Origin of the sequence: Microbacterium sp. TPU 3598, assembly GCF_002356155.1 — a bacterium.
In the GTDB taxonomy this organism is placed as follows: domain Bacteria; phylum Actinomycetota; class Actinomycetes; order Actinomycetales; family Microbacteriaceae; genus Microbacterium; species Microbacterium maritypicum_A.
In genome coordinates this window covers 341,333-358,543 of sequence record NZ_AP017975.1, presented here as the reverse complement: position 1 = coordinate 358,543, position 17,211 = coordinate 341,333, and the positions used below count along the sequence as shown (strand labels likewise).

Below are 17,211 nucleotides of genomic sequence, written 5' to 3'. Positions count from 1 at the left end.
CCATCCTGTCACGTGAGGTGGCCACGCACGGAGGCGAAAACCCAGACGACCCTCGCGATCCGCGGCGTGTCGGCGCACGGCACGCCGGACGGATGCCGGATGACCTGGGTTTCCCGGGCGTGCCGTTTCTACCGCGAGCGGCGCCCGCCGAACACGGAGTGCAGCAGCGGAAGCGCCGAGACGCAGATCAGGGTGATGCCCAACGGCGCGACGGAGGGGACGAGCAGCGCTCCGCCGATGAGCATCGCCGCGAAGAGCACTCCCGACGCGATACGGCGGGCGATGCCTTCGAGCCGATCGAGGCGGCGTTCCAGTCGGGAGGTGTCGAACGTGACATTGCCGTCGTCGATGCGCGTGATGATCTTGTCGATCCGGCCGGGCAGATTCCACGTGGTGGCCATCGTGCCCATCGCCTGGTTCGCGAAGGCCTGCACGATGTTCCCGCTCTCGTCGCGCAGCAGACGACCGGCATAGGGTTCGGCGGCATCCCAGACGTTGAAGGCGGGATCGAGCCCGCTGCACATGCCCGACGTCAGCGAGACGGCACGGATCAACAGCAGCATGTTCTCGGGCAGCTGCAGCGGAAGCGAGCGCACCATGTCGCCGAACTCCTCCGCGAAATCGCGGAACTCGCGCGGATCGACCTTGCTCAGCTCGGCGAAACCCATGCCGCCGAAGCGGGCGAACAGCGTGCTCAGAGCCCGTTCGAGTTCGGCGGTGTCGGCGGAGGGCAGCAGCACGCCGATCTCCTGAGCCGCGGCGACGAGGCCGCGACTGTCACGCCCGGCGACCGCGATCAGGAGTGTGCGCAGCCCGTCGCGGAGACTCGCCGGGATCTCGGCCATCATGCCGAAGTCGATGAACGTGAGGCGGAATCCCGGCCCCGGCTCTCCGTCGATCGACGGCGCTGGAGTGACGAAGATGTTGCCCGGGTGGGGATCGGCGTGCACGAAGCTGTGCGTGAACACCTGGTCGAACATGACCTCGGCGAACACCGCGGCGACCTGCGCCGGGTCGATGCCGGCCGCGCGGAGGGCGTCGGTGTCGTTGATCTTGATGGCCGTGACATCCGACAGCGTGAGCACCCGACGGGTCGACCGCTCCCACACGATCTCCGGGGTATCGACGCGAGGGTCGTCGGCGAAGTTCTCGCGGAAGCGTTCGGCACTCGCCGCCTCGTGCAGGTAGTCGATCTCCTCGAGGCTGGTCTCGGCGAACTCCTCGACGAGCGCCGGGGCGTCCACCCGGTCGGCGACGATGCGCACGCGGGTCAACCAGCGAGCGACGCGCCGCAGCGCCGCGAGGTCGACGGCGACGATCTCGTCGATACCCGGCCGCTGCACCTTGACCACGACCGCTCCGAGACCGGTGTCGGCGGCGTCGAGGGCCGAGAGCCTGGCGCGGTGCACCTGCCCGAGCGAGGCGGCGGCGAGCGGCGTGTCGTCGAACCAGGCATACGTGCGCTCGAGAGGGATGCCCAGTTCGGCTTCGGCGAGAGCGCGGATCGCCGGCGTGGGCACGGGTGGGACCTCGTCCTGCAGCCCTTCGAGTTCCTTCGTGATCTCGGGCGGCAGCACATCGAGGCGCGACGACATGAACTGGCCGACCTTGATCATGAGCCCGCCGAGCTCGACCGCGAGCACATGGAAGCGCCGTGCGAAGGTCTGCATCCGCTGGCCACGGGTGCGCTCCGCGATCCTGCTCATCCCGAAACGCGGGAGGACGAGCTCGAACCACCAGATCTTGAGGAATTCCCGGCCCGCGAACGACAGGATGCGGCGGTACCTGGCGCGGTGAACGCCCTGTGCCGCAGCATCCGTCATCGCGTGGCTCCTTCGCAGGTCCCCGCTCGATGCCGCACTGCGCGGTCAGTCCTGCGCGAGGATCGAGTACAGCCTACGGCGGGCCTCGTCGAGGACCTCGATCGTCTGCTGCACCTGCTCGGGCGAACCGCTCCGGCCGACCTGGGCTGCGGCGGCGGCGAGGTCGACGCCCGCCTTCGGCAGCGCGTTGAAACGGGCGCTGTCGCGGTGCCCGTCCTTGCCGGACGACGACTCCCACGGAGCAGGGGTCTCGGAGTTCTCCTCGGACACGGCACGGCCGGCCTCGGTGAGGGAGTACGTCTTGCGACCGTTCTGCTCTTCGGCCTCGATGAGTCCTTCATCGGCGAGCAGCTGCAACGTGGGGTACACGGAACCGGCGCTCGGCTTCCAGGTGCCGCCACTGCGCTCGGCGATCTCGTTGATGATCTGGTAACCGTGCATCGGCTTCTCGCCGAGCAGGGAGAGCACCGCCGCGCGGACATCGCCGCGGGCCATGCGCGAGCCGCCGGAGGGGCGGGACTCGAACGACTTGCGGAGCTGGTCCATGGCTTCGAAGATCGCGGATGCCGGGCCGCCGGGGCCCGTGCCGAAGCCGGATCCGCCGAAGAGTCCGCCGGGTCCGCCGTTGCTCCCGGGGCCGCTGTTGCCGCCGAACGGGTTGGAGGGGAATGCGTTGTTCATGATGACCTCCTGCTGTGGTGAACGATACTCAACGATATATCGTTCACCCTGAGGGTGGGGTGGGAGTTTCCGATGCGTCGACCCCGTGGATGACCCCCCATGTCTTCGTCTTCGCATCGATGAGAACGGGCAGCTCGGCGTTCGGCGCTGCACGCCCGGCGGCGATGCATCGGCGGTCGCCGCACGCGTGCACCAGGTACTCGCGGCCCTGCTCGGGCTCCGGAAGACGCAGCTGCAGCTGGTACCGCACAGCTTCGTCGGTCGTCTCGAACGCCCCGACGACCGGCAGCTCGACACGGACCCCCGACTCCTTCAGCGTGACGGTCTCGTCCGCGTTCACACTCGCGTTGATCCAGAGCCCGGTCCCCAGCAGCACCATGAGCAGGCACCCGAAACCGAGGAGGGCCAGCTCCCACCACCACCCAGACAGTGAGGGGAAGCTCAGGGCGAAGCCGATCACTCCCGACGCGACCAGCAGGCCGGCCGTGATGCGCTGACCCCAGGCGCCGCGACGGCTCGTGAGATTCACCTGAGTCCAGTCGAGAGACGCCGCGTCGCGCATGGCACCCACTGTAGGGGCCGGGCCCCCGTCAGCGCGACGGCCGGTCAGCGCGAGGGGAGGGTGAGGATCTCCGCGCCGTGCTCGGTGATCGCGATCGTGTGCTCGCTGTGGGCCGTGCGGCATCCGGTCGCACTGCGCAGAGTCCACCCGTCCGCATCCGTGCGGAGTTCATCAGTGTCGGCCATGACCCAGGGCTCGAGGGCGAGCAGGAGCCCCGGGCGGAGCGTGTAGCCGCGGCCCGGACGCCCATCGTTCGCGACGTGCGGATCCTGATGCATGGTGGAGCCGATGCCGTGACCTCCGAACTCGAGGTTGATCGGGTAGCCCTCGGCACTCAGGACCGAGCCGATCGCGTACGAGAGGTCGCCGATGCGCGCACCCGGGCGTGCGGCGGCGATGGCTGCGGCGAGCGCGCGCTCGGTCGTCGCGATCATCGCGAGGTCTTCGGCTGCGGGGTTGTCGCCGACCACGAAGCTGACGGCGGCATCGGCGGAGACTCCACGGAGCGTGAGGGCCAGGTCGAGCGTGAGCAGGTCGCCGTCGGCGAGTCGATAGTCGTGAGGCATGCCGTGCAGAACGGCGTCGTTCACAGCCGTGCAGACGTAGTGCCCGAAGGGGCCTCGCCCGAACGACGGCGCGTAGTCGACGTAGCAGGATTCAGCGCCGGCCTCCTCGATCATCTCGCGGGTCCATCGGTCGAGGTCGAGCAGGTTCACGCCGACCTCGGCGCGGGTCTTCAGCGCCTGCAGGATGTCGCCGACGAGCGCACCGGCGGCCCTGGCGCGGACGAGCTCCTCGGCGCTCAGGATCTCGATCATGGGTGTTCCTCCGTGTCGTTCGATGCGGCTTCGCTGGTCCAATAACTATCCCGGTAATACTATCCCGGTATTAGAATGGGCGTCATGATGGTCCGCATGCCTCTGAGCCCGGCCGACGTCGAACGCGGCGAGCGTCTGGGAGCGTTGCTGCGCCGCGCACGCGGTGAACGATCGATGCTGGCGGTCGCGCTGGATGCCGGCATCTCCCCCGAGACGCTGCGGAAGATCGAGTCCGGCCGCGTGGCCACGCCGGCCTTCTCGACCATCGCTGCAGTGGCCGATGTACTGTGCCTCTCGTTGGATGCGGTGTGGGCCGAGGTCGGCTCGCGCTCCGCAGACTCGGGCGCGCAGAGAATCGCCTCCTGAGCTCCGGATGAGCACGGGTTTTCGTCCCCTCCTCTGCTCCAATTCTCCGTCGCGGCCGCCCGTCGTTCGATCCCCCTTCCTCGTGTCGCGTGAACCGCGCACACGCCCGGCCGTCGCGCAAGCCCGGTGACGCACACAGGAAGTCGTGTTTAGCTCGGGGGATTGTCGACTTGGGGGAGTGAGACGTTTGTCACAGAGTGATCGGCCGGAGAAGAGCAAGGCATCCGCGGACAACATCCGCGTGAGTGTGATCGTCCCGGTGTACCGGCCCGGGCCCTCGTTCGACGACCTCATCGCGTCGCTCGATCGACAGACCCTCGGCACAGCCTCGCTCGAGGTGCTCCTGTGCGACGACGGCTCGGGCGAGCCCACCGGTGCACGTCTGGCAGCCATCGCCCGCGACCGCCCCCATGTGCGGGTGCTGTCGCTGGAGCACTCCGGCTGGCCCGGCATGCCTCGCAACCACGGCGTCGACTCTGCTCGCGGAACGTATGTGCAGTTCGTCGACCAGGACGACTACCTGTTCGACGGTGCGCTCGAGAAGCTGTGCGATTATGCCGACCAGCACTCGTCCGATGTGATCGTGGGCAAGGAGGTGGGCATCGGCCGTCGTCTGCCGAGCCGGATCTTCAGCCACGACGTCCCCGACGCGGTCCTCGGAACCGACCCGCTCCTGGAGATGCTCACCCCGCACAAGATGTTCCGCACCTCCTTCCTTCGGGTGAACGGCATCCGCTTCCCCGAAGGAAAGGTGCGCCTCGAGGATCACCTGTTCGTGATGCAGGCGTACTTCGCCGCGTCGACGATCTCGATCCTCGCGAGCGAACCCTGCTATGCCTGGGTCAAAGAACCGGGCAGCGCGAGCTCTTCTCGTATCGACCCGGAATCGTACTTCCCCCATCTCGAGACGGTGCTCGACCTCGTCGAGGCGCACACCGAGCCCGGAAAGCTACGCGACCGGCTTCTGCGGCACTGGTTCCGCGGCAAGATCCTGAAGCGGCTCTCCGGTCGACAGATGGCCCGCTATCCGGACGACTACCGCGACCGCCTGCTCGACGTCGTCACTCCCCTGGTGCAGAAGAAGTTCGGGCCGGGCGTCGATGCCGGTCTCGGCCTGCCGCATCGGATCCGCGCGAGCCTGCTCCGGGCCGATCGACGCGAAGACCTGTTGGCGCTTGCGCAGTTCGAGGCCGGGATCACCTGTCACGCGGCGGTGACCGAGGCACGCTGGTCTCGTGGAGGCGGCCTGCACCTGACGCTGCGTGTGACCCTCACGAGCGAAGGGCATGATGCCTTCGTCTTCGAAACCACGGTCGTCGAAGTTCCTGTGGCGGAATCCCCCGACCCGGACCCCCGGGCATCCGTCTCCCAGAACTCCGTCCCCCGGAACTCCGTCTCCAAGAAGAAGAAGAAGGTGACGCGCCTGACCTCGCTTCCCGTCTCGACGATCGACGGCCTTCCGGAGACGCTTCTCGTCGCCGACCGCGAGCTTCGCAATGATCGGGTCGACCTCTTCCTCACCGACGGTGAGACCGGTGCCGAGCGCCGCATCGGAGGCCGCCACCCTCGCAACCTCGACGCCGCCCGCGTATCGATCGACCCTGTGAGGGTCTTCGGCCCGGACGACGAATCGCGTGGAGGCGCTCTGACCGTGAAGGTCCGGCGCGCGGGATGGACCTTCGAGACGCCACTCGTCGCCGCCCCGGCGGTGCTCGCCCGCGCGGGAAAGTCGCCCCTGCTCGCCGGCCGAAGCTGCACGCTCGCGGCCAGGGATGACGGCACGGTCGAGCTTCGCCGCGAATGGCCGGGCGGTCGCCTCAAGGACTTCGCCGGACGCGCTGTCCGTCGGGTCCGAGCACTCGCGCGGCGCCGCTGACGCCACCCCACTCCGGCGCTCTCCTTCACCATCCCCGCATCGGCGTGCCTGCCCGCCGTCAGCCCTGCCCGCCGTCAGCCCTGCCCGCCACCAGCGGAGTCACCGCAGAGCCGCTCGTGCGACGACGCGCATCGCTGGAGTGATCGAGCCGAACGCTCCCGGCGATGAGAGTGCGCACAGGATCTCGATCACCCGCCCCGCCGCGTCTCGGTGATCGAAACGGCGGTCCGCACCGTCCTCCTGACGCGATCGCAGCGACCATTCGAAGCCCCATGCTCCGCCTCGTCGCCCCTCCGCTACGGCCGCCTCACCGCGTTCGATGAACTCGGAGAGCTCATCGAACGTCGCGGCCGAGCCATCGGCGACGGCCAGCAGCGCCAGGGTCACCGTGCGCGGCTGCCCGCTGGGGAACATCCCCTCTCTTCCGATCGCGCGGACGGCCTCGACGATCCGCGCGAATGCACGCAGCTCGCCCTTCGCCAGTGCCTGCCCGCGGTGAGTGACCACGACGCGCCTGCGAAATCGGCGGACCGCCTTCGTGCGACGCGCGAGCAGCACCAGGGTCTCCGCGGGGTCGGGCCGGCCGGGAGGCGCCGCGTCCGGCCACCCGAGGGCCTCGACGGCGCGGGCTGCGACCGGGCGAGGCAGCCATCCGTCCGCCGGATCCTGCTCGACCCCATCGACACCGATCTGCGCCACCAGCGCCCGCACACCCTCCGTCACGGTCTCCACCGTCGTCGAGTCAGCCATCACCGAACCAGCCGTCACCGAATCATCCGTCACCGAATCGGGCTGTGCGGCGTCGATCAGCCCTGTGTCTTCGAGGTGCGCGAGAAGAGCCAGTCGACGCGCCGGACTCAACGACTCGCACAGCGACGCCAGCGGTGAGGGGTCGCGCAGGGCGTCGCCGACCACTCCCCCATCGACGGGTCGAGGCGCGGCTGCACCAGGCCGAAACGCTGTGCGAGCTCGAACTCCACATGCTCCGCCCGGAACGGCGGTCGTCGCGTCTGCCAATCCCCCGGAACCCGCTCATCCTCGTCCGCAGGGCCCGCATCGACGACGGTGACCCGCGGATCGCCCATACGGGTCTCGAACGGACCGGTGATCGTCACGTCGACCGACTCGGCGACGCCGGGGATCGACACCTGCTGCGTGCGACATCGCCAGGGCAGGAGATCGATGAGGGGTGGCGGGTCGGCTTCCTCCTCGCTCTCCGGGACGTCGGGTTCGCGCCCGAGACTGAGGCGGTACGCCTCCACGACCCAGTAGGAGGGGGCGTCGCGTGGCACGCGGAGGACTCGGGTGAGTTCAGGACGATCGGCGACAGACAACCCGACGTGAAGTGCCCACGTCACGTGCACATGCTCAGAGAGGTTCATCCGCGCAACGCTAGAGCGCCACCGACTGCACTCCCCGCCCCGGAAGCACAAGGTGTCGGCAACTCGTCGAACTCGGAGGCTGTGCAGGAGAGCCGCAACGACGAGCAGCCGCCTGGCCCCACGCGATCTACCGTTCGGCGAGCAGTTCCGCGAGACGCGCCGCCTCGCCCTCCGGCATCCGGTACCCATGCTCCGTTGCCGGGTAGACGCCAGCGCGCACCTCGGCCGTATACGCCTCGACACCCGTGATCGCGGCGGCGCGCAGATCGGCGTAGCGCTTCACGAACTTGGCGGCCCCGCCGTCGTAGAGACCGAGCAGGTCGTGGAAGACGAGTACCTGCCCATCGGCATCCGCACCGGCGCCGATGCCGATCACCGGGATGTCGAGCCGCGGCACGAGGGCGGCGGTCACCTCGGAGGGCACCGCCTCGACCACGAGCATCGAGCACCCGGCCGCCTGCAGCGCGAGGGCGTCGTCGATCACGGTCAGCGCGGTCTCGGCGGTGCGCCCCTGAGCACGGTATCCACCGAGCGCGGTGGCGGTCTGCGGCGTGAGCCCGACATGTCCGACGACCGGGATCCCCGCCTGCACGAGCGCACGCGCCCGGTCGACGGTCGTGCCGCCACGTTCGATCTTGACGAGGTCGCAGCCGGCCTCTTTGACGAAGCGCTGCGCGGTCGCGATGGCGATCTCGTCGGAGGCCTCGTACGATCCGAACGGCAGATCGCCGACGAGCAGCGGAGCAGTGAGTCCGCGCCTCACCGCCGCGGTCAGCATGAGCATCTCGTCGACCGTGACCGGCACCGTGCTGTCGTAGCCGAGCACGGTCATCGCCGCGGAGTCGCCCACGAGCACGACATCGACGCCGGCAGCCTCGACGATCTGCGCACTCGGGTGGTCGTAGGCGGTGACCATGACGATCGGCTCGTGCGCCTCCTTCTTCGCGGCGAGGGCGGCCAGGGTGACGCGGGGGCGGGAATCGGCGTGAGCGCTCATGCGCGAGTCTCCGTATCGGTGGGATTCGTGTCGATGGAGTCCGAGGCATCGGCGACGCGCAGGACGTGGTTGTCGATCAGACGTGCGGCGCCCACGTGCGCGGCGACCGCGAGAAGGGCGTCACGGTCGACACGGGCGAGGGGGCGGAGCGTCTCGGCGTCTCGGAGTTCGAGGTACTCGGGGTCGATCCCCGCCTCGCCGAGCACGTCGCGCGCGGCGGAGAGGATGCTGCCCGCGTCGCGGTCACCCGCCTCGAGTATCGCGAGCCCGGCGTCGAGGGCGCGGTTCAGCGCCACCGCCTGTGCACGAGCGGCGGAGTCGAGGTAGACGTTCCGCGAGCTCATGGCGAGTCCGTCCGCCTCCCGCACGATGGGACACGCCACGATCCGCACATCGAGATCGAGGTCGCGCACCACGCGGCGCACGACGAGCACCTGCTGCGCATCCTTCTGCCCGAAGTAGGCGGTGTCGGGACGGACGATGCCGAACAGCTTCGTGACGACCGTGGCGACGCCGTCGAAGTGGTGCGCCCCACGGCTCGCGCCGTCGAGAACGTCGGTGAGACCTGCGACGTGGATGTTCGTCGCGAACCCGCCGGGATAGATCTCGGACGCGTCCGGAGCGAAGAGGATGTCGACCCCCTCGGCTTCGGCGAGCGCGGCATCGCGCGCCTCGTCGCGCGGGTAGGCGCTGAGGTCTTCGTTCGGGCCGAACTGGGTCGGATTGACGAAGAGCGAGACCACGACGAGGTCGGAGCCCTCGCGCGCGGCGCGCATGAGGGACAGGTGACCGTCGTGGAAGGCGCCCATCGTGGGCACGAGGCCGACCGTCTTGCTCTCGGCTCTGGCGTCGCGGATCGCGGCCCGGACCTCGGGGATCGTGCGGAGGATTCTCATGCGGATGCCTCCTCGGTTTTCGTGATGGGGGTGCTGGCAGCAGGGCGCGCGGCGATCGCACGCGTGGCTGCAGCGAGCGCGTCGAACAGGTCGGAGAGGTCCAGCTCGGCGGCAGCAGCGCGCTGGTGCGCGACAGTGGCCTCGTCGCCGCGGGCGATGGGTCCGGTTAGAACAGCAGCGGCACCGCTCGTCGCCCAGTTCTCGACCGTCTGGTGCACCAGCGGGGCCAGGAGCGCCCGTGCTTCATCGCGGGGGATGCCCGCCGCCGAGGCCAGGCCTTCCGCGGAGTCGAGCACGGTGAGGATGAAGTTCGAGGCGAAGGACGCGGCCGCGTGATAGCTCGCGCGCTGCGCGTCGTCGACCGCGAACGGACGTGCACCGAGGGCGACGGCGAGCTGCTCCCCGATGTGACGCGCTTCTGGTGTGCGGCCGGCGATCGCGGCACCGATGCCACGGAACGCCTCGGGGCCCTCCGCGCCGGTGAAGGTCTGCAGCGGATGGAGGCTGAAGTCCACATCCGTGAGCGCAGTCGCGCCGGAGACGTGTCCGAGGAAGCCCGCGTGGGGCCGTGCGTCGACGGCGGCCCCGGTGATCGCCGCGTCCGGGACGCACAGCAGGACGATGTCCGCATCCGGGATCCGTTCGTCGCGTCCGACCGGCCCGAGCACCTCGATCTCGGCGGACCGCAGGACCCGCGCGAGTACGCGTCCGAGACGGCCGGCGCCGACGATGGCGATGGTCGTTCCTGGCGCAAGAGAGAAGGATGTCTGCATGTCGATTCCCGGAGCCGGTTGACGAGGTCCGGGTGCCAGAAGTATCTGCCTCGCGCGGCGTCCGATCCAAATCCTGGAGCAGAATGCCAACATAGATGTATGCAGGTGTTGTCTGTTTGCGCGAGGAATAGGTCGGTGAATTGACATTGCGTCATTCGGCACGAGCGGCGAACCCCTGGGGCGCATCTGCACACCCCAGGGGTTTCATCCGCCTCCGTGTTCAGTCCCGAGGCCAGACCGCGACGATCACCGCCCCGAGAACCGCCAGCCCCGCCGCGCCGAGGAAGAGCCAGGAGAAGCCGCCCGTGAGGGCGACTGCGGCCGATGCCCCATCCGCCGCAAGCCCTGCGGTGCGCAATCCGGCGACCGTTCCGAGCACGGCGAGCCCCACTGCTCCACCGATCTGCTGACTCGTGTTGATCAGGCCACCCGCGAGTCCGGCCTCTCCGCCGTCGACACCGTCGACGGCGAGCTGGGTCGTCGCCACCACGGCGCCACCGAGTCCGATGCCGATCAGGAGCGTCGGTCCGAGCAGCTGCGCGAGGAACATCGCGTTGGACGGAGCAGCCGCGAGCCAGACGAGGCCTCCCGCGAGGACGAGCAGAGCCCCGATCAGCACCGGTCGCGTGCCGACGCGACCGATCACGGCGGGAGCGACGCCCGCGACGAGCACGAGCACGCCGGCGAGAGGCAGCTGCGACAACCCCGCGGCGAGAGCGTCGTAGCCGAGCACGGCCTGCATGTAGACGGAGAGGGCGAAGAAGAGCGCGACCATCGCTGCACCCCCGAGCAGCATCACAATGTTGCCGAGCGCGAGGTTGCGGTTGCGGAACACCGACAGCGGAATGAGAGGCTTCGAGCTGCGGCGCTCGATAACGACGAAGCCGGCGCCGAGCAGGAGCGTCGCCGCGAACAGCACCAGGGGCAGCGGGTGCAGGAATCCGAGCTGTTCGACCGCGCTGAGGCCCCCGACGAGAGCGACCAGCGCAGCCGTGACCGTGACGGCACCTGCAGCGTCCAGACGGCCGGGGATGCGGACGCCGTCGCGCGTGACGAGCAGCGGGATGGCGATCAAGACGAGTGCGCCCACCGGCACGTTGACGAAGAACACCGACTGCCAGCCGAGAGTCGCGGTGAGCACTCCACCGAGCAGGACGCCGGCCGCCGAGCCGATTCCGGCGACGGCGCCCCATACACCCAGCGCCTTGGTACGCTCCCGGTCGTCCGGGAACAGGTGGGTGAGCAGCGCCAGAGCCGCCGGGGCGAGGAGCGCTGCGGAGGCGCCCTGCAGGGCGCGGGCGCCGAGGAGCATCTCGCTCGAGACGGAGAGCCCGGCGAGCGCGGATGCCACGACGAAGCCGGCCGTCCCGATCAGGAAGACACGGCGGTGCCCGTAGCGGTCGGCCAGGCGTCCGCCCAGAAGGAGGAGTCCGCCGAAAGCCAGCACATAGGCGGTGATCACCCAGGCGAGAGCGGTGGTTTCCATTCCGAGCTGGTCGCCGAGGACGGGGAGGGCGATGTTCACGATCGAGGCGTCGAGCACGACGAGGAACTGCGCGAGGGCGAGGACGCTGAGGGCGAGCCAGCGACGCGTGCTGCGCGGTTGCGCGCCAGAGCCGGCCGCGGTGGTCGTGGGGGTGAGAGTGGTCATGAGGTGCTCCTGTTCTTGTTCAGGGTTCGTGTCTGGATCTCGGCGTAGAGAGTGATTACTCACTCACTCTTGAGGGCATGCGAAGAAGGGCCCACTCCGGGGAGGGATCAGCCGGGGTGCGTGATCCCCTTCGTGAGTAGGGCGACCCATTCCCCGGGGCGCCCGTCGAGCTGGGTGGTGACGATCAGGTGGCAGAGCTGCCCATAGGCGATGAACCGCTGCACATCATCGTCGTCTGCTCGCGAACGAGTCTTCGCGAATGTCGTGACGCGCTCGAGCCCGGCTCGAAGCGCCTCGCCGATCGCGGGGATCTCGGCCACCGACTGCGCGTGCACCTGCAGCATGAGCAGCGTCCGGTCGGAGATGAGGTGCGCGTACGCATCCCCCATCGCGTCGAGGACCCCCTCGGGCGACGCATTACTCGCTGCGTCCGCCCCCTCTTCCAGGGCGGCGACGATCGCGTCGAAGCACGCTTCCAGCGCGACGACGAACAGTGCCTCCTTGCCGGAGTACAGCTTGAAGACGTAAGCCGGCGAGATCTTGGCCTCGCGCGCGACGTCGGCGACGGTGGTGCCGTGATACCCGCCGCGTGCGAACGCCGCCAGCGCCGCCGCGGCCACGAGGGGCTTGCGGGCGTCTGCCGTGGAGAGGATCGAACTGCGCGTGGTGGACATATGAGTGACTGTACACTCACTCTCCCTGGAGGGCAAGCGCTGAGAGCTCAGGCGCGAAAACGGCGTCGCCCCTCCCCGCGCCGACCGTCACGAACAGAAGTCGTCGGCGAAACGCTCGAACTCCTCGCGACTCACGATCGGGTCGTCGGACGAATCCCAGATGTCGGATGCGAACATCCCGATGGGCGTGAACACCTCGCCGGGCTGCACGTCCGCCAGCTCACTCGCTCCGAACTGGCCCGAGACCGCGTTCTCTCCGTCGTCTCCGTAGGCCGTCAAGAGGAAGAGCACATCCGAGCCGAGGGTTCTCTCCCGAAACGGCATGGCGAGTTCGGCATCCCCCACGATCGGCGCGGGCATCGGGTATTCCCTGGCCTTGACGTTTTGCCACCCGTTGTCGTCGGGCTGAGATCCGAGCTCGGAGTCCGGAGGGAACGAGTTGATGGCCTGCAGGTTGAGAAGATCGACAGACCCGTGACAGAGGCGCACGAGCACTTCGAGGGAGCCATCCTCCTGCCGGAGCAGACCGAGAGTTCCGGTTGCGCCCGGGGTGCACGCCGTGAGCGCAAGCAGTGGCGTGACGAGCAGCACCGCAGCGACGTGCCGAGTTTTCATGAAGGCACATTATCCGCCCGCACACGCGACGACCGCGAACGTATCTCAAACGTGATGGCGGGATCCGCGAGGCCTACAGCACCGAGTCGAGCAGCCCGGGAAAGAGCGCGTCGAGGTCGTCGCGTCGCAGCGTCAGCATCCGCCGGCGTCCGTTCGGCTCGTTGCGGATGACGCCGGCTTCGCGAAGCACCTTCATGAAGTGCGACTTGGTCGACTTCGGGAGATTCGGGTCGGTGGCATGGCAGGCGGCCATGTCGAGGGGGCCGTCGGCCAGCTGGCGCGTGATCGCGAGGCGCTCGGGGTCGCTGAGCGCGAAGAGCACGTCGGTGAGCTGGATCTCGGAGCGCTCCGGATGGGGAAGATCGCCAGGCATAGTTCGAGAATAGTTGAACAATCGACGAATGGCGAGTACGCTCCGATAGTTCGATGATTCTCGAACCTTACGAGGAGACGCCATGACCACGACCGAGCCGATCGTCGCCGTCCCGCAGCCGACCGCACCGCCTCGGCCGCGGACGCGGTTCGGATTCGTCCTGGCGATCGTCGCGCAGATCCTGATGATGGTCGGTGCGAGCGCTCCCTCGCCGTTCTACCCGGTGCTCGCGCAGGAGATCGGCTTCGACGCGATCGTCATCAGCGCCGTGTTCGCCGTCTACGCGGTGGCGCTGCTGCTCACCCTGCTCACCGCCGGCTCCCTCTCGGATCATGTCGGTCGTCGACCGGTCGCGATCGTGGGGTTCCTGCTCCTCGCCGGAAGCATGTTCCTGTTCTGGCATGCGGACGCTGTGGCCATGCTGTTCCTGGCCCGCATCCTGCAAGGCATCGCGAGCGGTCTGCTCATCTCGGCGCTGTCCGCCACGGTCCTCGACTTCGCCCCCGGTGGACGGGCCGGGATCGCCGCCCTGTGGAACGCGCTCAGCCCGGGGATCGGCCTCGCGCTCGGCGCACTCGCCTCGGGGGTGATGCTCGACGTCAGCGGCGAGGCCCTGCTCGACGTGTTCGCTCCACTAAGTTCGGCCTACATCGTGCTCGCCGCCCTGTTCTTCCTCGTCCCGGAGACCGCGCCCCGCACGCCAGGAGTGTGGGCGTCGCTGAGCTTCCGCCTGTCGATCCCGTCCGCGATCCGCGCCGACTTCTGGCGGGGCGCTCCGGCCGTGATCGCCGGGTGGGCGACGGGCGGGCTGTTCCTGTCGCTGGGCGCGAACATCGTGCGCGGCGAACTCGGCGGCGAGGCCCACGTCTGGCAGGGCCTCGGCGTCGTTCTGCTCGCCGGGGTCGGGGCCGTGACGGCGTTCACGCTCCGGAAGATCGCGGCCCGGTCGATGGTGCTGTTCGGCACATCGGCCCTGGCGGTCGGAACCCTGCTGTCCCTGATCGCGCTCGGCCTCGGATCGCTGCCGTTCTACCTCGTCGCGGCCGCTGTGACGGGCATGGGATTCGGCACGGCGTTCTCCGGCGTCGTGGCGTCGCTGGCACCGCGGATCCCGGCGACGCAGCGCGCCGACACGTTCGCCGTGATCTACCTGCTGGCGTACCTCGCGTTCGGGGTGCCGGCCGTGATCGCCGGCTCGCTGGTCGGGATCGTCGGCCTCGAAACGGTGTGCGTGGGGTACGGGATCGTCGTGATCGCACTGGCCGGGATCGCCTTCACGCTGCGTATGCGCCGCGCGGCATAGACGCACGGGCGCCGCTCAGCGCACGACGAGCTCGGGGGTGATCAGTGCGTGCGCCGACCCCGCCTGCAGGGTGCGCGGGGCGACGATCTCGCCCGTCGGACCCATGAGGAGTTCGAGGACCGCCGTCGCCACGTCCTCCGGACGCTGCTCGACACTCGAGAAGCCCAGCGCCTCGGCGGTCGGCGTGTTGTCGAAGCCGATCACCGGCAGCGAGAGCCCCGCGGCGGCGACCGCCAGCAGCGCGCCCACGGCGAGCGAGTCGCTGGCGCACACCAGGGCATCCGGTGCCGGCCCCGCGGCGAGCGCCGCATCGACGCCGGCGCGGGCGAACGGAACCCCCTCCTCCGCCGTCAACCGCGCGCCCTGGACTCCTGCCGCGGCCATCGCCTCGCGCCAGCCGCGCTCCCGGTCGTCACCCGTGCCCGATCCCGTCGGCCATCCGAGGAACGCGACGCTGCTGCCGTGGGTCAGCGCGTGCTCGGTCGCGGCGCGCGTTCCCGCGGCGCCGTCGACATCGACCCAGAGGTGGCGCGGGTCGGCGATGTCGTCCTCCCCCCACGGCCGACCGAACGAGATGAAAGGCAGCCCGTCCTGATCGAGGCTGCGCACGCGCGGATCGTCGCGCGAAGTGCCGGTGATGATCGCAGCATCGATCTCCGACCCCTCCCAGAGCTCCGACAGTCTCTGGATTTCTTCTTCCCGCGTGCGTGCGGCATAGACGAGCATCCGCATCCCCCGCTCGCTCGCGCGCTCGGTGATCGCGTGCACGAAGCGGTCGAGGACGACGCCGGAGATCCCGCCGAGGTACGGATCGAGGCGGATGCCGATCGTCGAGCTGCGCCGCAACCGCAGCTGTCGCGCAGCCGCGTGACGTCGATAGCCGAGCTCGTGGATCGCCGCGATGACGCGTTCCCTGGTCGCCGGGCGGACGATGTCGGGAGTGTTGAGCACGTTCGAGACCGTCTGCCGGGAGACGCCCGCGCGCTCGGCGACGTCTTCGACGGTCGGCGCCTTCGCCATCGCACCTCCTCGTTCACGCCCGGGTTGACACTTCCCGCGACTCCCGCTTAGCCTATTCCACGCAGAGTTTGATCGTTCAAATTTCTGCGACGAACCCGCACGGTCCTCCCGAGGCCGTCGCCCGCAGTGACTCATCAAAGGAGAGAGACCATGACACGGCACACCACTCGCGCAGTCTTCGGCACCGGGGCAGTGCTGCTCACCAGCGCGCTCGTGCTCACCGGCTGCGGCTCCGGTTTCGCCGGAGACGACCAGAAGGCGGACGACGAGGGGCTCACCTCTTCCGACGACGCGCTCACCGTCCTGATCGGCTCGTCCGGTGACGCGGAGACAGCCGCTGTGCAGTCCGCCGTCGACGCCTGGTCGGCCGAATCCGGCATCAAGGCGAAGGTGCAGACCGCGACCAACCTCGACCAGGAGCTGTCGCAGGGCTTCGCCGCCGGCGACCCGGCCGACCTGTTCTACCTCTCCGCCGACCAGGCTTCGGGCTACGCGGCCAACGGATCGCTCAAGGCCTACGGCGACGAACTCGCCAACAAGGACGACTTCTACCCGTCGCTCGTCGAGAACTTCACGGTCGACGGCACGTTCTACTGCGCGCCCAAGGACTTCTCCACCCTGTCGCTCATCATCAACACGCAGATGTGGACCGACGCCGGGCTCACCGACGCCGACCTCCCGAAGACCTGGGACGACCTCGCCGCGGTGGCGCAGAAGCTCACGACCGCGGATCACGTCGGTCTCGCCTTCGGCGCCGAGTACCAGCGCGTGGGTGTCTTCATGGCACAGGCGGGCGGCGGTCTCGTCGACGACGGCACGGTCATCGCCGACGATGCCGCCAACGTCGAGGCCCTGGACTACGTGAAGTCGCACCTCGTCGACGGCACGTTCGCGTACGCCAAGGATGTCGGGGCCGGATGGGGCGGCGAAGCGCTCGGCAAGCAGTCCGCCGCCATGGTGATCGAGGGCAACTGGATCACCGGAGCGCTCTCGAACGACTACAGCAGCCTGCAGTACACGGTCGCCGAGCTTCCCGAGGGCGCCGGCGGCAAGGGCACGCTGCAGTTCACGAACTGCTGGGGCATGGCTGCCGACAGCCCGAACCAGCAGGCCGCCCTCGACCTGGTCGAGTACCTGACGAGCGCCGACAGCCAGCTCGCCTTCTCGAAGGCATTCGGTCCGATGCCGTCCATCAAGTCCGCCGCCGCGGACTGGACCTCGGCGAACCCCGAGCTGGAGCCGTTCCTCGCAGGCGCGGAGTACGCGCAGTTCCCGCCGAACCAGGCCGGGACCGCCGACGTCATCGCCGACTTCAACTCGCAGCTCGAGTCGCTGAAGACGTCCGACCCGAAGACGATCCTCGACTCCGTCCAGTCGAACCTCGAAGCGGTCGTCAAGTAG

Annotated in this window: 18 protein-coding genes; 4 read left to right on the top strand and 14 right to left on the bottom strand. The window is 69.0% G+C overall.

Going from position 1 to position 17,211, the window contains the following annotated elements:
* Window positions 1-128: 128 nt before the first annotated feature.
* From MST3598_RS01620 to map, 4 genes are read right to left on the bottom strand one after another with little or no spacing between them, the layout of a single operon-like run.
* Complete coding sequence (locus MST3598_RS01620; protein ID WP_029260142.1) at window positions 129-1,823, bottom strand: ABC1 kinase family protein; 1,695 nt, start codon at window positions 1,821-1,823, stop codon at window positions 129-131.
* A gap of 45 nt (window positions 1,824-1,868) precedes the next feature.
* Window positions 1,869-2,504 carry a PadR family transcriptional regulator gene (locus tag MST3598_RS01615; protein WP_021198429.1) on the bottom strand — a complete coding sequence of 212 codons (636 nt, stop codon included), beginning with the start codon at window positions 2,502-2,504 and terminating at the stop codon, window positions 1,869-1,871.
* A gap of 43 nt (window positions 2,505-2,547) precedes the next feature.
* Complete coding sequence (locus MST3598_RS01610) at window positions 2,548-3,066, bottom strand: hypothetical protein (RefSeq protein WP_029260143.1); 519 nt, start codon at window positions 3,064-3,066, stop codon at window positions 2,548-2,550.
* A 44-nt stretch (window positions 3,067-3,110) separates the two neighbouring features.
* On the bottom strand, window positions 3,111-3,884 hold the full coding sequence (gene map, locus MST3598_RS01605; protein WP_029260144.1) for a type I methionyl aminopeptidase: 774 nt from the start codon (window positions 3,882-3,884) through the stop codon (window positions 3,111-3,113).
* 87 nt (window positions 3,885-3,971) lie between these two features.
* Between map and MST3598_RS01600 the strand changes: the two genes are divergently transcribed.
* Both MST3598_RS01600 and MST3598_RS01595 read left to right on the top strand, forming a co-directional pair.
* Window positions 3,972-4,250, top strand: coding sequence for a helix-turn-helix domain-containing protein (locus MST3598_RS01600; RefSeq protein ID WP_029260145.1), 279 nt, complete (start codon window positions 3,972-3,974; stop codon window positions 4,248-4,250).
* A 241-nt stretch (window positions 4,251-4,491) separates the two neighbouring features.
* A complete protein-coding gene (locus MST3598_RS01595) occupies window positions 4,492-6,126 on the top strand; it encodes a glycosyltransferase family 2 protein (RefSeq protein ID WP_157749846.1) in 1,635 nt (544 codons plus the stop codon).
* A 99-nt stretch (window positions 6,127-6,225) separates the two neighbouring features.
* Here MST3598_RS01595 and MST3598_RS01590 read toward each other — a convergent pair whose 3' ends face one another.
* The 9 genes from MST3598_RS01590 to MST3598_RS01550 all read right to left on the bottom strand — a co-directional run bounded on the left by MST3598_RS01590 (window position 6,226) and on the right by MST3598_RS01550 (window position 13,487).
* Window positions 6,226-7,041, bottom strand: coding sequence for a hypothetical protein (locus MST3598_RS01590; RefSeq protein ID WP_096359365.1), 816 nt, complete (start codon window positions 7,039-7,041; stop codon window positions 6,226-6,228).
* Window positions 6,984-7,484: a hypothetical protein gene (locus MST3598_RS01585; RefSeq protein ID WP_157749845.1), complete on the bottom strand. Its 501-nt coding sequence runs from the start codon at window positions 7,482-7,484 to the stop codon at window positions 6,984-6,986. Before MST3598_RS01585 ends, MST3598_RS01590 begins: the two co-directional genes overlap by 58 nt.
* A 151-nt stretch (window positions 7,485-7,635) precedes the next feature.
* Complete coding sequence (panB, locus tag MST3598_RS01580) at window positions 7,636-8,505, bottom strand: 3-methyl-2-oxobutanoate hydroxymethyltransferase (RefSeq protein WP_029260148.1); 870 nt, start codon at window positions 8,503-8,505, stop codon at window positions 7,636-7,638.
* Window positions 8,502-9,401, bottom strand: a complete 900-nt coding sequence (gene panC / locus MST3598_RS01575) for a pantoate--beta-alanine ligase (protein ID WP_029260149.1) — start codon at window positions 9,399-9,401, stop codon at window positions 8,502-8,504. Before panC ends, panB begins: the two co-directional genes overlap by 4 nt.
* Window positions 9,398-10,174, bottom strand: a complete 777-nt coding sequence (locus MST3598_RS01570) for a Rossmann-like and DUF2520 domain-containing protein (RefSeq protein ID WP_029260150.1) — start codon at window positions 10,172-10,174, stop codon at window positions 9,398-9,400. The genes panC and MST3598_RS01570 overlap by 4 nt, the downstream gene beginning before the upstream one ends.
* Window positions 10,175-10,394: 220 nt before the next feature.
* Window positions 10,395-11,825 (bottom strand): MFS transporter, encoded by a 1,431-nt coding sequence (locus MST3598_RS01565; protein ID WP_029260151.1) that lies wholly within the window; start codon window positions 11,823-11,825, stop codon window positions 10,395-10,397.
* Between the two features lie 107 nt (window positions 11,826-11,932).
* A complete protein-coding gene (locus MST3598_RS01560) occupies window positions 11,933-12,499 on the bottom strand; it encodes a TetR/AcrR family transcriptional regulator (protein WP_029260152.1) in 567 nt (188 codons plus the stop codon).
* Between the two features lie 87 nt (window positions 12,500-12,586).
* Window positions 12,587-13,114: a hypothetical protein gene (locus MST3598_RS01555; protein WP_136025486.1), complete on the bottom strand. Its 528-nt coding sequence runs from the start codon at window positions 13,112-13,114 to the stop codon at window positions 12,587-12,589.
* Between the two features lie 73 nt (window positions 13,115-13,187).
* Complete coding sequence (locus tag MST3598_RS01550) at window positions 13,188-13,487, bottom strand: ArsR/SmtB family transcription factor (protein ID WP_029260154.1); 300 nt, start codon at window positions 13,485-13,487, stop codon at window positions 13,188-13,190.
* An 82-nt stretch (window positions 13,488-13,569) separates the two neighbouring features.
* Between MST3598_RS01550 and MST3598_RS01545 the strand changes: the two genes are divergently transcribed.
* On the top strand, window positions 13,570-14,790 hold the full coding sequence (locus MST3598_RS01545; RefSeq protein WP_029260155.1) for an MFS transporter: 1,221 nt from the start codon (window positions 13,570-13,572) through the stop codon (window positions 14,788-14,790).
* A 15-nt stretch (window positions 14,791-14,805) separates the two neighbouring features.
* Here the strand turns inward: MST3598_RS01545 and MST3598_RS01540 are convergent, their stop codons facing one another.
* Window positions 14,806-15,810, bottom strand: a complete 1,005-nt coding sequence (locus MST3598_RS01540; protein WP_029260156.1) for a LacI family DNA-binding transcriptional regulator — start codon at window positions 15,808-15,810, stop codon at window positions 14,806-14,808.
* Between the two features lie 150 nt (window positions 15,811-15,960).
* On the opposite strand from MST3598_RS01540, the gene MST3598_RS01535 reads away from it, so the two are divergent.
* Window positions 15,961-17,211 (top strand): sugar ABC transporter substrate-binding protein, encoded by a 1,251-nt coding sequence (locus MST3598_RS01535; protein ID WP_029260157.1) that lies wholly within the window; start codon window positions 15,961-15,963, stop codon window positions 17,209-17,211.

Coding starts and splice junctions, on each gene's coding strand:
- MST3598_RS01570 (WP_029260150.1), bottom strand. CDS start 10,174: ATGCAGACATCCTTCTCTCTTGCGCCAGGAACGACCATCGCCATCGTC.
- MST3598_RS01600 (WP_029260145.1), top strand. CDS start 3,972: ATGGTCCGCATGCCTCTGAGCCCGGCCGACGTCGAACGCGGCGAGCGT.
- MST3598_RS01620 (WP_029260142.1), bottom strand. CDS start 1,823: ATGACGGATGCTGCGGCACAGGGCGTTCACCGCGCCAGGTACCGCCGC.
- MST3598_RS01610 (WP_029260143.1), bottom strand. CDS start 3,066: ATGCGCGACGCGGCGTCTCTCGACTGGACTCAGGTGAATCTCACGAGC.
- MST3598_RS01550 (WP_029260154.1), bottom strand. CDS start 13,487: ATGCCTGGCGATCTTCCCCATCCGGAGCGCTCCGAGATCCAGCTCACC.
- MST3598_RS01535 (WP_029260157.1), top strand. CDS start 15,961: ATGACACGGCACACCACTCGCGCAGTCTTCGGCACCGGGGCAGTGCTG.
- MST3598_RS01565 (WP_029260151.1), bottom strand. CDS start 11,825: ATGACCACTCTCACCCCCACGACCACCGCGGCCGGCTCTGGCGCGCAA.
- MST3598_RS01555 (WP_136025486.1), bottom strand. CDS start 13,114: ATGAAAACTCGGCACGTCGCTGCGGTGCTGCTCGTCACGCCACTGCTT.
- map (WP_029260144.1), bottom strand. CDS start 3,884: ATGATCGAGATCCTGAGCGCCGAGGAGCTCGTCCGCGCCAGGGCCGCC.
- MST3598_RS01560 (WP_029260152.1), bottom strand. CDS start 12,499: ATGTCCACCACGCGCAGTTCGATCCTCTCCACGGCAGACGCCCGCAAG.
- MST3598_RS01615 (WP_021198429.1), bottom strand. CDS start 2,504: ATGAACAACGCATTCCCCTCCAACCCGTTCGGCGGCAACAGCGGCCCC.
- MST3598_RS01545 (WP_029260155.1), top strand. CDS start 13,570: ATGACCACGACCGAGCCGATCGTCGCCGTCCCGCAGCCGACCGCACCG.
- panC (WP_029260149.1), bottom strand. CDS start 9,401: ATGAGAATCCTCCGCACGATCCCCGAGGTCCGGGCCGCGATCCGCGAC.
- panB (WP_029260148.1), bottom strand. CDS start 8,505: ATGAGCGCTCACGCCGATTCCCGCCCCCGCGTCACCCTGGCCGCCCTC.
- MST3598_RS01540 (WP_029260156.1), bottom strand. CDS start 15,810: ATGGCGAAGGCGCCGACCGTCGAAGACGTCGCCGAGCGCGCGGGCGTC.